We start from the raw sequence: 13819 nt of genomic DNA, 5'->3' as shown, positions 1-13819 counted from the left end.
GCGTGCCCGCACGAAGCTCCCCGCTCCCCCGCGCGTCCACCGCGTCTGCCGCGCTGACGCTCGCCGCCGTCGCCCTGTCGTTCACGTTCGTCGGCTGCCCCTGCATCAGCGGTCCCGTGAACGCGAGCCCCGGCCTCCGCTGGTTTCTGTTCTCGAACTTCGGCGCCAGCAAGATCTGCCCCGAGATGCTGAAGAGCGGGGTCTCCCTGCGCCTGCAGGACCGATCGTCGGCCATGGGGCGGTTCTTCCCGATGCAGTGCTCGTACGACGTCAACGACTCGGCCCAGACGGTCACCGTGCACATCACCGGCACGGGGTACGGCTACATGCAGCCGGCCAAGCGGGTGGGCTTCTCCCTCACGACGTCCGTCGAGTACCGGCCCGACTTCCAGATCGCGGGCGACGACGTCTACGTGTGGGGACGGCTGAACCGGATCGTGCAGGGCCCGAGCTTCCAGCTCGGCTACGTCGAGAACCCCGTCATCGACGTGATGGCGAACGTCGCGCCGTTCGGAGGGATCGCCAACCTGATCGGCAACCAGATCGTCGCGGGCGAGATGACCCGCGGGTTCACCGTCCTCTACAACGAGGAGACCGGGAAGGACTTCACGCTGGGGATCCTCATGCCGCCCCAGCGGCCGCACCACCCGTTCGAGGTGGAGGACGACGAGCGCTACACGTTCGCGAACGAGAGCGTCGAGGTGCACGCGCACCAGCGCGACTACCTCGGGCCGTTCGAGATCGCCGACTCGGACCAGGCGCTCTACCTCAAGGTGAGCGTGCAGGGCGCCCCCGTGGACATCATGATCGTCGACAAGCCGACGGGCGACGCCTGGCGCGAGGCCTATCAGACCGGCAAGCCGCTCGGTCCCCCGCCCGGCCCGGTGCAGGCGGGCGGCCCTCTCCAGCCCGGGATCATCGAGACGCGCCGCTATGCGCTGCGCCCGGGCCTCTACTACGTTGTCATCGACAACACGTCGGCGGCCGGGATGGTGGCGCCGCCCGTCACGCTGCTGAGCCCCTTGGGAGGCTCGGCCGCGCAGGTCAGCTACATGGCGCAGGTCGGCGAGTAGCGACAGGGGGGCTTGCCCGGTCGCGCCGAGCAGGCGCGGTCGCCGGCCTTGACGCGGTTCGCCGCGAACGGGATAAACTCGTCATGGCCGTCATCGCGAGGGAGGGGGACAGCGTGACCCAGGTCGACAAAGTTGCCCTCGACCGGCTGCGCGCCCGTCTCCAGGCGTACATGGCCAAGAAGGGGCTGAGGTCGACGGCGCAGCGCCGGCTGATCGTCGACACCTTCTTCTCGGGCGCGCCGCACATGACCATCGAGGACCTGCTCACGGAAGTGCGCGCGCACGACCGGGGCATCGGGTACGCGACGGTCTACCGGACGCTCAAGCTGCTCGCGGAGTGCGGCGTGGCCTCGGAGCGCCGGTTCGGCGACGGCCTCAGCCGTTACGAGCTGGCGGACGACGCCAGCGCGCACCACGACCACCTGATCTGCGTCAGCTGCGGGAAGATCATCGAGTTCGAGGAGCCACGCATCGAGGCCCTCCAGGAGGAGATCGCCGCGAAGTACGGCTTCGAGGTGACCTGGCACAAGCACGAGATGTACGGCGTCTGCCTGGACTGCCGCGACACAAAGGACGCGGCCTCCAGCATCTCGTAGCCCGCGCCGGCGCTGCAGGCCGCGCGCGGCGCTCAGCTCTTCGCGTCGAGCGCGCGGGCGTGGACGACGGCCATGACGCCGCCGAGCAGCGAGGCGATGGGGGCGTAGGCCGGCGGGAGCACGAACGCGGAGATCACCGCGGCGCCGACGAGCGCGGGGGCGACGCTCAGCGCGAGCCCGACGCGCGCCTCGAGGCGCGTGCGGTGCGCGAGCGCGAGGGAGAGCGCAGCGTCGCGGACGTCGTCCGAGGCGAGGACCGTGGAGAAGTCGGCGGGCGCGGAGCCGGCCGCGCCCAGGGCCACCGAGACGTCCGCGGCGCCGAGCGCGGCGTCGTCGACGCCGGCGTGGCCGAGGACGGCGACGCTCGTGCCCGCGTCGATCAGGCGGCGCACCTCGGCGCCGCGATCCGCGGGGAGGACCTCGGGGCGGATGTGGTCGATGTCGAGCGAGCGGCCGATCGCCTCGCACGTCTCGCGCGCGTCGCCCGACATCAGCACGGGCTCGATCTGCGCGTCGAGCAGGTGCTGGATGGCGGCCCGCGCCCCGGGGCGCAGCCCGTCCTGCAGACCGATGACGCCGACGAGGCGGGCGCCCACCGCGACGAGGACCACGGTGCGCCCCAGCGCCTCGAGCTCGGCGACGCGGCTCTCGGCCGCGGCGATCGAGATCCGCTGCTCGAGCATGAGCGCGCGGTTGCCGACGCAGAGCTCCTCGCCGGACGAGGTGACGGCCGTCACGCCGAGGCCTGGGTGGAAGTTGGGGTTGCGCACCCCGTCGGGCCGCAGGCCGCGGACGCGGGCGGCGCGGACGATCGCCGTGGCGACCGGGTGCTCCTCGGTGCGCTCCGCCCCGGCCGCGAGCGCGAGCACGTCGCTCGGCGTGAGCTTCTGGCCGGTCGCCTCCAGCTCCGCGAGCTCGGGCTCGCCGAGCAGCAGCGTGCCGCGCGCGCAGAACACGGCGACCGAGATCCTGCCTGCGCGATCCCAGGCGTCGGCGCTCTTGTAGACGATGCCCCGGCGGAGCCCGAGCAGGATGCCCCGCGCGACGTGCACCGAGGCGATGGAAGCCGTGATCGCCGTGGCCATCGCGGCGAGCACGGCGGCCGCGGTCATCGCGATCTCGACGGGCGCTCGCCCGGCGACGAACGCGGAGAGCGCGCCGATCGCCGCGGCGCCGAACGCCCAGCGCTCGGTCAGGGCGCGCGAGGCCTGCGCGATCGGCGCGAGGGCGTCCGCGCGCCGGCGAGCGTCGAGCAGCACGCGCGCGACCGCGCGATCGCCGCCGGAGAAGGTGCACGCGCCGACGAGGCGGCCCCGGACCACCGTGGCCCCGGCGATGACCGGGTCGCCGTCGCGGCGACGGGCCGGCGTGGTCGCGCCGATCCACGGGAGCACCTCGATGTCGCCGCCCGTGACCACGACGTCGACGGGGACGACATCCCCCGCGTCGACCTGGACGCTCTCGCCCGGTCGCAGCTCGTAGAGCTCGACCCCGGCGCCCTCGGCGGCGCCGTCGTCGCCGCGCGGAAGGGCTCGGTCGGCGGGCGCCGGGCTCGGCGCCCACGCGCCCGGCGGCCAGCGCGCCGGCGCGGAGAGCACCGACGCGATCCAGCCCCGCTCCGCGAACACGCGGTGGCGGGCGCTCTCGATGAGCCAGGCGCTGATCGCGCTGGCGGTGGCGATCACGCCCGCGAGCGACGCGGCCTCGGCCGCGAGCGCGCGATCCTGACCGAAGAGGGCCCAGACGGCGGCCACGAGCCCGCCCAGGACGGGAGCGAGCATCGGCGCCGGGTGCGGGTCCGTGGCGTCGCGCGCGGTCGTCGCGGCGCGGCCGAGGAGCATCCCCGCGCTCACCGTGGCGAGCACGATGCGGGCGCCGATGACGAGCTTCGCGTCCCCGGCGAGGGTGAGCGCGACGGCGAGCGTCCCCGCGATGATCGCGAGCACGAGCAGGAGCGCGCCGATGTCCCGCGCCTCGACCGCCTCGTAGCGCTGCGGCTCCTCGCTCAGGATGGTGTTCCCGATCGGCTCGAGCAGCGCGCGATCGTCGTCGAGGAGGGGCAGGTCCGGGAGCTTCTCGTCGAGCGACACGGGCGGGAACGCGTCGACGATCGGCGCGTCGAGATCGGCGATGCGCGTGGCGCCCTCGTCCGAGCCCGCCCGCGCGGGCTCGGCGCGCGGCGCTGAGGCGTACGGCCCGGCGACGCCCGGTGGCGTCCCCGGCGAGCTCCCTCGAGCAGCAGCGCCGAAGAACGCCGCGCCGTGCGCCGCGAGGCCAGGCGGCCGGACGTCGCCCGGCGCGGGCGACGCCTCACCGAGGAAGGTGTGGCGGCACCGGGCGTTGCAGAAATAGTGGAAGCGCTGGTCGAAGATCGCGACGTGCCCCGCGCGCAGCGGATCGATCAGCTTGCTGCAGCCCGAGCACGGGAGGGGCGCGACGGTGGGCCCGGCTGCGCGCGACGCGACCACCTCAACCCGCAGCCGGCGTCTCGGCGAGCGCGGCCTCGACCTCGGCCAGAGCTTCGTCGATCTGCGCCTCGCTCACGATGAGGGGCGGCGTGAACCGGAGCACGTTGCTGCCCGCGATCGTGAGCAGCACGCCCCGGTCGCGCGCGCGACCGAGCGCGGCCCGCCCGTCCACCCCGGGCGCGAGGATGAGCCCGCGGAGCAGGCCGCGCCCGCGCTCGCCGGCGCACATGCCCGGCAGCCGCGCGGCGATCGCGGCGAGGCCGCGGCCGAGCTGCTCGCCGCGCTTCTGGGCGGCCTCGCAGAGCTTCTCTTCCTCGATGACCGCGAGCACCGTGCGCGCCGTGGCGGAGGCGAGCGCGTTGCCTCCGTAGGTCGAGCCGTGCGAGCCCGGGGGCAGCGCGCCGTTGAGCCGCTCCCGCAGCACCAGCGCGCCGACAGGGAAGCCGCCGCCGAGCCCCTTCGCGAGCGCCGCTGCGTCGCCCTGGACACCGTCGACCATCGAGCCGAGCCAGTGCCCCGTGCGCGCGATGCCGGTCTGCACCTCGTCGAGGAGCAGCAGCGCGCCGTGCTCATCCGCGATGCGCCGCAGCTCGGCGAGGAACCCGGCCGGGGCCGGCAGGACGCCGCCCTCCCCCTGCACCGGCTCCACGAGGATCCCCGCGACGTCCGGGCCCATGGCGGCGCGCACAGCGGCCACGTCCCCGTAAGGCACGTGGGTGACGCCCGCGAGCGGCGGGCCGAACCCCTCGCGGTACTTCGGCGTCCCGGTCAGGGCGATCGCGCCGAGGGTGCGGCCGTGGAACGCGTTCTCGAACGCGACGATCCGGTAGCGCTCCGTCTCGCCCCGGTTGAAGAAGTGGCGGCGCGCGAGCTTGAGCATCGCCTCGTTCGCCTCGGTGCCCGAGTTGCAGAAGAAGGCGCGGTCGAAGCCGGTCTTCGCGCAGAGCTCCTCGGCGAGGCGGAGGTTCTCCGCGTTGAAGAAGTAGTTGGAGACGTGCATGAGGCGGCCCGCCTGCTCGGCGATGGTCGCCACGAGCCGCGGGTGAGCATGCCCGAGCGACGCCACCGCCACCCCAGCGCACATGTCGAGATACCTGCGCCCCTCCGTGTCGAAGAGCTCGCAACCCCGGCCGCGGTCGAGGACGAACGCAGGCTGGCGGTAGTTGCCGAGGAGGTGCTTCTGCGCCGCGAGGAGCGGCGAGCTGGCGGGCGTCGAGGCGTTCGCCGGGGCGGGGTCGCCGCCCGGGCTCGTGGCGATGCTCATGGGGCCGATCTAACGCCGGGCAGGGGGTCGGAGCAAACGGTGGATGCATGGCCGCTGCTGATCGCCGAGACCTGGGCGAAACGCGCGTCCAGAGCGCCCGGTCACGGACACCGGCGAGCGCCCGCGGCCGGTCCCGGGAGGCGCGGCCGGCCGGACGCGCCGGCGCTCGCCCGCCGCGGGCCGACTTCGGCCTGGAGATTGCCAGCGGATCGCGGCTGGCTATAGTGCCGGCCGTCCTATGAGCGATTCGGAACAAAATGGGTCGAACCAGAACACGGGGGAGACGGCGGAAGCGCAGGCGGAACGCGCAGAGCCGGCGGAGCAGCGAGCCCCCACCCCCGAAGACAAGCTCGGCGAGGCGCAGGCGGAGGCCGCGCGGATGCGCGAGCAGCTGCTGCGCACCGCCGCCGATTTCGACAACTTCCGTAAGCGCTCCCGGCGCGAGGTCGATGAGGCGCAGCGCCGCGGTCGCGAGACGATCCTGAAGGATCTGCTCCCGGTCTTCGACAACCTCGAGCGCGCCGCCAGCCACGCCGAGAGCGCGCCCGACGCGAAGTCGGTCGCCGAGGGCGTGCGGATCGTGGCGAAGCAGTTCGTCGACACGCTCGATCGCATGGGCATCAAGCGCATCGCCGCCGTCGGCAAGCCCTTCGATCCCAGCGTGCACGAGGCCATCCAGCAGATCGAGTCGACCGAGCACCCGGCCGGCGTCGTGATCGCGGAGGTCCAGCCGGGATACATTCAGGGCGACTACCTCCTCCGCGCGGCCATGGTCGTCGTCTCGAAGGGCTCGCCCGGCGAGCCGGCTTCCGAAGCGGGCTGATCTTCCAGCGGCGGCGCGCGCCGGTTCCCCCGGCGCACACCTCCTGCCTCATGCGCATCAGGGCGGTGGTCCTCTCCGGGATCTGCTGTGCCCCGCCACCTCACCGCACGATCTCCCCAAATATCGCGGGCGCCACGGTCGTCTGCCCACCCAGCGAGCATCCAGGTCTGTAGTATCTTTCGCCGCATATGGGGAAGGTGATCGGCATCGATCTCGGGACGACGAACTCGTGTGTGGCGGTCGTCGAAGGGGCAGGGGTCGCCTCGGCCAGCGACGTGCGGGTGATCCCGAACGCCGAGGGCGCGCGCACGACCCCCTCCGTGGTCGGCTTCCCCGCGAGCGGTGAGCGCCTGGTCGGGCAGGTGGCGCGGCGCCAGGCGGTCACGAACCCGCAGAACACCATCTATGCGGTGAAGCGGCTGATGGGCCGCAAGTTCAGCGCGCCCGAGGTCAGCAAGCAGGTCCTGCTCGCCCCGTACAAGATGGTCGAGGCGTCGAACAGCGACGCCTGGGTCGAGGTCAAGGGGCGCAGCTACTCGCCCCCCGAGATCTCGGCGATGATCCTCGGCCAGATGAAGCAGGTCGCCGAGCGGTTCCTCGGCGAGCCGGTGACGGAGGCGGTGGTGACCGTCCCGGCCTACTTCGACGACGCGCAGCGGCAGGCGACGAAGGACGCGGGGCGGATCGCCGGGCTCGAGGTGCGCCGGATCATCAACGAGCCGACCGCCGCGGCGCTCGCCTACGGCCTCGACAAGGTGAAGGCCGAGACGATCGCGGTCTACGACCTCGGCGGAGGGACGTTCGACATCTCGATCCTCGAGATCGCGAGCGGCGTCTTCAGCGTCAAGTCGACCGGCGGCGACACGCACCTCGGCGGCGAGGATTTCGACCAGCGGCTCATCGACCTGCTCGCCGACGAGTTCGACGGCATGCACCGGATCGATCTGCGCCGGGATCGCATGGCGCTGCAGCGGCTCAAGGAGGCGGCGGAGAAGGCGAAGCACGAGCTCTCGTCGTCGCTCGAGACCGAGATCAACATCCCCTTCATCGCCGTCGGCCCGGGCGGCGGGCCGCTCCACCTCGAGCGCACGATGCGGCGCAACGAGCTCGAGATGCTCTGCGAGAGCCTCATCCGGCGGACCATCGACGTCTGCCGGGCGACGCTCGGGGACGCCAAGCTCCCCGTCTCGGCCGTCAACACCGTGGTCCTCGTCGGCGGCATGACGCGGATGCCCTCGGTGCAGGCGGCGGTGCGCGAGTTCTTCGGCCGGGAGCCGAACAAGGGCGTGAACCCCGACGAGGTCGTCGCGGTCGGGGCGGCGCTGCAGGGCGCCGCGCTCTCGGGGCACGTGGACGAGGTGCTGCTCCTCGACGTGACGCCGCTGTCGCTCGGCGTCGAGACCGGCGGCGGCGTGATGTTCAAGCTCATCCCGCGGAACACCACGATCCCGACCGAGCGGAGCGAGATCTTCACGACGAGCGTCGACAACCAGAGCTTCGTCCCCGTGCACGTGCTCCAGGGCGAGCGCGAGATGGCCGCCGACTGCCGGAGCCTCGCCCGCTTCGAGCTCACCGGCATCCCGCCCGCGCCCCGCGGGCTGCCCAAGATCCAGGTCACCTTCCGCATCGACGAGAACGGGATCGTGCGCGTCGAGGCGCGGGATCTCGGGACGGGGCGGGTGCAGGAGGTCCGGGTGACCCCGACGAGCGGCCTCACGCCGGACGAGGTCGATCGGCTCGTCTCGGAGGGCCAGCGGTTCAAGGAGACCGACGCGCTCCGGCGCGAGCTCGCCGAGATCCGCAACCAGGCCGAGACCCTCGCCTACACGACCGAGCAGGCCCTCGAGGGCTACGGCGATCTGCTCGACGCCGAGCTCCTCGGCGAGGTCCACGCCGAGTGCGCCGCGCTGCGGAAGCTGCTCGACGGCGGCGGCGATCTCGACACGCTCCGGGCGGCGTACGCGCGCCTCGAGGGGGCGGCGTTCCGGATCGCCGAGTCGATGTATGGAGGGGACGATGACGCCGGCGCGAACAAGGCGGTCGAGACGTGACGCGCGGCCGGGCGACGCAGCCGGGGAGCAAAGACCGGCTCGCTCGCCGATCCGAGGCCGTCCCCTCCGGAGCGCCGCGCGCGCTCTAGACGCTAGGCTGCGCGGGGCTTCGACGGGACGATGCTGAACGAGACCTTCGGACGCTATCGCTTGCTCGAGCGCCTCGGCGAAGGCGGCATGGCCGAGGTCTTCAAGGCCAAGAGCTTCGGCGTCGAGGGGTTCGAGAAGGTCCTCGTCATCAAGCGCATCCTCCCCAAGCTCGCCGAGCAGGGGCGCTTCGTGGACATGTTCGTGCACGAGGCCAAGCTCGCCGTCCGCCTCTCGCACGCGAACATCGTGCAGGTGTTCGACCTCGGCCGCGTCGACCATCCGAACGGCGATCCGACCAGCTACTTCATCGCGATGGAGTACGTCCCCGGGCTCGACCTGGCGACGCTGCTCGCCCGCTGCCGGAGGCTGAAGCGGCCGATCCCCCTCGGCATGGCCGTCTTCATGACGGCCGAGATCGCGAAGGCGCTCGACCACGCCCACCGGCGGCGCGACGAGCAGTCGCGCCCCCTCGGCATCGTCCACCGCGACATCTCGCCCCAGAACATCCTGCTCTCCTGGGAGGGAGAGGTGAAGGTCACCGACTTCGGCATCGCCAAGGCGACGCAGTCGATGACCGAGGAGGAGGTCGGCGAGAAGCGCGCCGGCAGGATCCGCGGAAAGCTCGCGTACATGAGCCCCGAGCAGTCGCGCGCCGACGCGATCGACGGCAGGAGCGACCTCTTCTCGCTCGGGACGGTGCTCTACGAGATGATCGCCGGCTCGAACCCGTTCGCGGCGCCGACAGCGTTCGAGGTCATGCGGCGGCTGCAGGCGAGCGAGTACCCGCCGCTCGCGCTCGTGCGCCCCGACGCGCCGAGCTCGCTCGTCGACATCGTGAGCACGATGCTCGCGAGGAACGTCGAGGATCGGGTCCCCGACGCCGGGCGGCTGCACGAGGCGCTCCTCGGGTTCTTCTACGCGACGGGCGAGCGGTTCGGGGCGAACGACCTCGCCGAGTTCCTGGAGCCGTTCCACGAGGAGAAGGCGGGCGCCGCGCTCGAGGCGAGCGCCGTGCTCGAGGAGGAGCCGATCGGGGCCAACGAGCGCACGCCGGTCGAGGTGCCGCACACGACGAGCAGCACGCGCAGCCGCACGGCGTCGGGGCTCCTCCAGCTGCTCGAGAAGGCCGACAGCAGCCCGTCCGCGCGCGGGCTCGGCGAGCGGCGCGAGGTCACGGCGCTCGTGCTCATCTTCACGGGCCCCGAGGACGACGCGGCGAGGCGCATCGGGCGGGCCCGCGAGGTGCTGGCGCGCTACGGCGCGCTCCTGCTCGAGCAGGAGGCGTCGCAGCTCGTCGCGGTCTTCGGGCTCGGCGACGCCGACGGCCGCGACACCGAGGCCGCGGTGCGCGCCGCCCTCGTGATCCTGCGCTCGCGCGGCGGGGGCGCGGCCGCCTCGGCCGGCATCCACCTCGCCCGCATCCTGGTCGACAGCGGCGGCGCCCCGATCCGGGACGAGCGGCTCACGTCGCTCATCGCCTCGGCCCAGGCGCTCGCCCGCGCGACCGAGTCGCACGTGGCCGTGTCACACCTCACCGGGCGCGTCCTCCGCAACACGTTCACGACCGAGGAGCTGCCCGGCGCGGGCCGGACCGCGCCCGAGGGGGGCCGCGTGGTCACCTCGGCGCAGCCCCCGGACGGCGCGTACGGCCGCTTCGTCGGCCGCCGCGACGAGCTCAAGCAGCTCGGGGACATCCTCGCCGACGCCACGAGGAAGCGCGCGCAGATCGCCGTCATCCAGGGCGAGCGCGGCATCGGCAAGACGCGGCTGCTCGCCGAGATGGAGCGACGGCTCTCGAAGGGCGACTACAACGTCGGGGTCTACGTCGCGTCGTGCCCGCACAACGGCGCCGACGTCCCGTGGAGCGGCCTCACCGCGATGCTGCAGGTGCTCTGCGGCATCCAGGAGGGTGACGACGAGGAGCGTATCCGCGCGGTGCTGCCGCGGCTGCGCGCGCTCGGCCTGCGCGAGGACGAGTCCGCGGCGGTGCTCGGCCAGCTCGGCGCGGCGCTCGTCGACCAGCGGGCGCCGCAGGGGACGACCGCGATCCTGCGCGCGGCCTTCCCGCGGATGGTGCAGAGCCTCTGCGAGGATCGGCTCCACTGCTTCGCCTGGGACGACGCGCAGGCGATGGACCACCTCACCGCCGAGACCCTCCTCGCCACGGCCGGCCGCGCCGGCGGGCTCCGCGCCGTGCTGATCCTGGCGACGCGCAGCGACCCGCCGCCGCTGCTCGAGGCGCACCCCCACTTCTACCGGATCCAGGTCGGCGAGCTCTCGGACAGCGACAGCGCGCGCCTCATGTCGGCGCGCATCGGCGCGACCTTCCTGCCGCCCGAGGTGCTCGCCTTCTGCCGCGAGCGCGCCGGCGGCCACCCGCTCTTCCTCGAGGAGCTCATCAAGGAGCTGAGCGACTCCGGCGCGCTCAGCGTCGTCGGCGGCGCCGTGAAGGCCCGGCTCGACGGCGCCTCGGCGGTGCCGCGCTCGCTGCGCACGCTCATCGCCACCCGGGTGCGGCGGCTCGACCCGAGCGACCGCGCCGTGCTCCAGGCGGCGGCGATCCTCGGCGATCCGGTGCCGACCGAGGTCCTCGCGGCGCTCCTCCAGCAGAAGCTCTCGCTCGTGAACCGCGCGATCTCGGGGCTCGCGACCCGCGATCTCTTGCGGCTCAAGGGCCCCGAGCAGGCGAGCTTCGCGTCGCCCATGCACGGCGAGATCGTCCTCGACGCGATCCCGCCGGAGCTCCGCCGGGAGCTGCACGCCGCGGCCGCGGCGGCGTACCTCGCGGTCGTGGGCGAGGACAGCGCCGAGCACGCCGAGCGCATCGGGCAGCATTTCTACCAGGCCGGCGATCGCGACCGGGCCGCCACGTTCCACGCGCGGGCGGCGCTCCACAAGATCCGCGCGAGCCAGCTCGACCCGGCGCTCCGGCTCATCTCCCAGGCGCTCGACCTCGGCGACCACGCCCACCGCTCGCCGGCGGAGCTCTCCGCGTGGCTCGGCGCGCTCGCGGACGTCGTCGTGCGCGTGCGCTCCGCGCCCGACCTCGGCGACGTCGCGGCCCGCGCGCTCCGGCGCATCGACGAGGCCGGCACCCCCGAGCAGAAGCTCTCGGCGCGCGTCGACGTGGCGCGCGCCCTCGGCGCGGTGGACCTCTTCGCCGACGCGTACGCGCGGCTGGAGGAGGCGTACGCCCTCACCGGCGACCGGGAGGACCTCCGCCGCAAGGCGCTCGCGTGCGAGACGGAGATCGGCGTGAGGACGGGCGATTTCACCCGCGCGGTCCGCGCGGTCGAGCAGCTCGAGGCGATGGGCGACATCGACGACGAGCGGCTGCTGCTCGCGATCTCCCAGACGCGCGCGGCGACGGGCGACATCGAGGCGGCGATCCGCGCGCTCGATCTGGCCGAGGCGCTCGGCAACCCGGGCGATCTCGCGGCGGCGAGCGAGCGCGAGAAGCAGCGCGTCCTCGTGCACGTCTTCCTCCGCGACTTCGCCGCGGCGGTGAAGACCTCGGCGCGCGCCGTCGACCTCGCCCGGTCCGCGGGCCTGCGCTTCGAGACCGCCGCCGCGCTGCACAACCTCGGCGACGCGAGCCGCCGGCTCGGCGATCTGCCGCGCGCCTACGCCTCGCTCACCGAGTCGAAGGAGCTCGCGGAGGAGAGCGGCCACGAGCGCCTCGTCTCGATCAACCGCGCGCACCTCGCCTACCTCGACGGCCTGAGCGGCGCGGCCGGCGCCGGCGATCTCCTGCGCGAGCTCGCGCGTTACGCCGAGGCGCGCTCCTACCGGACGGACGCCCTGGAGAGCCGGTACCTGCTCGGCGCGCTCCTGAAGCAGCGGGGCCAGGTCGAGGAGGCGCGCGGCGAGCTCGCGGAGGTGCTCGCGCTCGCCTCCGCGTACAGCAACAAGCTCGTCGCCGACGACGCGCGCACCGCGCTGTCGGAGCTCTGACCGCCCAGCGGCTGCGGCAGGATCTCCGGCGCGCGGCGCGCCTACTTCGGCGCGCGGCGCGCCTACTTCGGCGCGCGGCGCGCCCTATTCGTCGGCGAGCTTCTTCTCGAGCGCCTCGAGGTGGGCGCGGACCTGCGGATCGGAGTCGCGCTGCGCCTCGATCTTGCGGACGGCGCTCATCACCGTCGTGTGATCGCGGTTGCCGAAGGCCCGCCCGATCTCCGGGAAGCTGCACTTCAGCCGCTGCTTGCACAGGTACATCGCCACGTGGCGCGCGAAGGCCACGCTCTTGTGGCGGTCCTTCGACGTGAGATCGATCGAGCGCAGGTGGAAGTGGTGGCACACCGCGCGCTGGATGTCCTCGACGCTCATCATCTGCGCCCGCGGCGGCGACGTGGCCGTGATCTCGGCGCGCGCGAACGGGAGGTCCACGGGGCGACCGGTGAGCGAGCTCTTGGCCGCCAGCCGGATCAGCGTCCCCTCGAGCTCGCGGACGTTGGAGCGGACCATCTGCGCGAGGTAGAGCGCCACGTCGTCGGTGAGCGCGATGCCCTCGAGCGCCGCCTTGTTCCGGACGATCGCGACGCGCGTCTCCAGCTCCGGCACCTGGATGTCGGCGACGAGCCCCCAGGAGAACCGCGAGACGAGGCGCTCTTCCATGCGCTCGAGGTTCTGGGGGTACTTGTCGCTCGTCACCACTATCTGCCGGTCGAGCGTGTGGAGCGCGTTGAAGGTGTGGAAGAACTCCTCCTGCGTCTGCTCGCGTCCGGCCAGGAACTGGATGTCGTCGACAAGCAGCACGTCGCAGTTCGACCTGTACCGCGCGCGGAACTCGTCCATCCGGTGGTGCTGGATGGCCGTGATGAAGTCGTTCGTGAACTTCTCGGCCGAGACGTAGATGATCCGCGCGTCCGGCCTGCCCTCGAAGACGCGGTGCGCGATCGCGTGCATGAGGTGGGTCTTGCCGAGCCCCGTGCCGCCGCAGATGAAGAGCGGGTTGTACCGGCGGCCTCCGCCGCCCGCCGCCGCGATCGCGGCCGCGTGCGCCAGCTGGTTCGACGGGCCCACGACGAAGCTCGCGAAGGTGTGCTTCGGGTTCAGGTCGTCCGGCAGCGACGAGACGCGCCGGAGCGACGGCTCGGGCCGGGGCACCGGCGCCGGCGCCGTGCTCGTCGGACGCACCACGAGCGCCCGCGGGCGCACCGGGGTGAGCTCCACGCGCTTCGCGATCGGCGAGTCGAGGTGCTGATCGACCGTCCACGCCACCTGGACCGACCAGCCGGTGAGCTCGCGGATCTTGTCCGTCAGCGACGGCAGGAAGTTGTCCCTGACCCACTCGAGGACGAACTCGTTCTGGACGCGCAGCGTGAGCACGCCGTCGGTCAGATCATCGAACTGAACTCCCCCGAACCACTGATCAAAAGTTGCGGGCGAAAGCGTCCGCGTATGCTCGATCGCCTGATCGAAGACTTCGCGCGGCTCGTGTTTCGGAATCGTCAT

At 72.9% G+C, this 13819-nt stretch carries 8 protein-coding genes; 5 read left to right on the top strand and 3 right to left on the bottom strand.

What is annotated here, in order from left to right; genetic code table 11:
- Positions 1-2: 2 nt before the first annotated feature.
- Together WMF28_RS00040 and WMF28_RS00035 are read left to right on the top strand one after the other, a co-directional pair.
- The gene (locus tag WMF28_RS00040) at positions 3-1073 is read left to right on the top strand and encodes a hypothetical protein (protein ID WP_437599921.1); all 1071 of its coding nucleotides are present in this window, start codon (positions 3-5) and stop codon (positions 1071-1073) included.
- An 83-nt stretch (positions 1074-1156) separates the two neighbouring features.
- Positions 1157-1669: a Fur family transcriptional regulator gene (locus WMF28_RS00035; RefSeq protein WP_437599919.1), complete on the top strand. Its 513-nt coding sequence runs from the start codon at positions 1157-1159 to the stop codon at positions 1667-1669.
- A gap of 32 nt (positions 1670-1701) precedes the next feature.
- On the opposite strand, the gene WMF28_RS00030 is transcribed toward WMF28_RS00035, so the two are convergent.
- Both WMF28_RS00030 and WMF28_RS00025 read right to left on the bottom strand, forming a co-directional pair.
- The gene (locus tag WMF28_RS00030; RefSeq protein ID WP_437599918.1) at positions 1702-4137 is read right to left on the bottom strand and encodes an HAD-IC family P-type ATPase; all 2436 of its coding nucleotides are present in this window, start codon (positions 4135-4137) and stop codon (positions 1702-1704) included.
- A gap of 1 nt (position 4138) precedes the next feature.
- Positions 4139-5401, bottom strand: coding sequence for an aspartate aminotransferase family protein (locus WMF28_RS00025; protein ID WP_437599917.1), 1263 nt, complete (start codon positions 5399-5401; stop codon positions 4139-4141).
- A gap of 238 nt (positions 5402-5639) precedes the next feature.
- Between WMF28_RS00025 and grpE the strand changes: the two genes are divergently transcribed.
- The 3 genes from grpE to WMF28_RS00010 all read left to right on the top strand — a co-directional run bounded on the left by grpE (position 5640) and on the right by WMF28_RS00010 (position 12319).
- Complete coding sequence (gene grpE / locus WMF28_RS00020; protein WP_437599915.1) at positions 5640-6224, top strand: nucleotide exchange factor GrpE; 585 nt, start codon at positions 5640-5642, stop codon at positions 6222-6224.
- Positions 6225-6412: 188 nt separating this feature from the next.
- Entirely contained in the window at positions 6413-8275 is a 1863-nt protein-coding gene (gene dnaK, locus WMF28_RS00015; protein WP_437599914.1) for a molecular chaperone DnaK, read from the top strand.
- A 120-nt stretch (positions 8276-8395) separates the two neighbouring features.
- The gene (locus WMF28_RS00010; protein WP_437599912.1) at positions 8396-12319 is read left to right on the top strand and encodes a serine/threonine-protein kinase; all 3924 of its coding nucleotides are present in this window, start codon (positions 8396-8398) and stop codon (positions 12317-12319) included.
- Positions 12320-12403: 84 nt separating this feature from the next.
- Here WMF28_RS00010 and dnaA read toward each other — a convergent pair whose 3' ends face one another.
- The gene (dnaA, locus tag WMF28_RS00005; RefSeq protein WP_437599911.1) at positions 12404-13819 is read right to left on the bottom strand and encodes a chromosomal replication initiator protein DnaA; all 1416 of its coding nucleotides are present in this window, start codon (positions 13817-13819) and stop codon (positions 12404-12406) included.

Source organism: Sorangium sp. So ce590, assembly GCF_051521365.1.
GTDB lineage: Bacteria > Myxococcota_A > Polyangia > Polyangiales > Polyangiaceae > Sorangium.
Note: the sequence above shows the minus strand (reverse complement) of the source record. Positions and strands in the feature narration are given on the sequence as shown.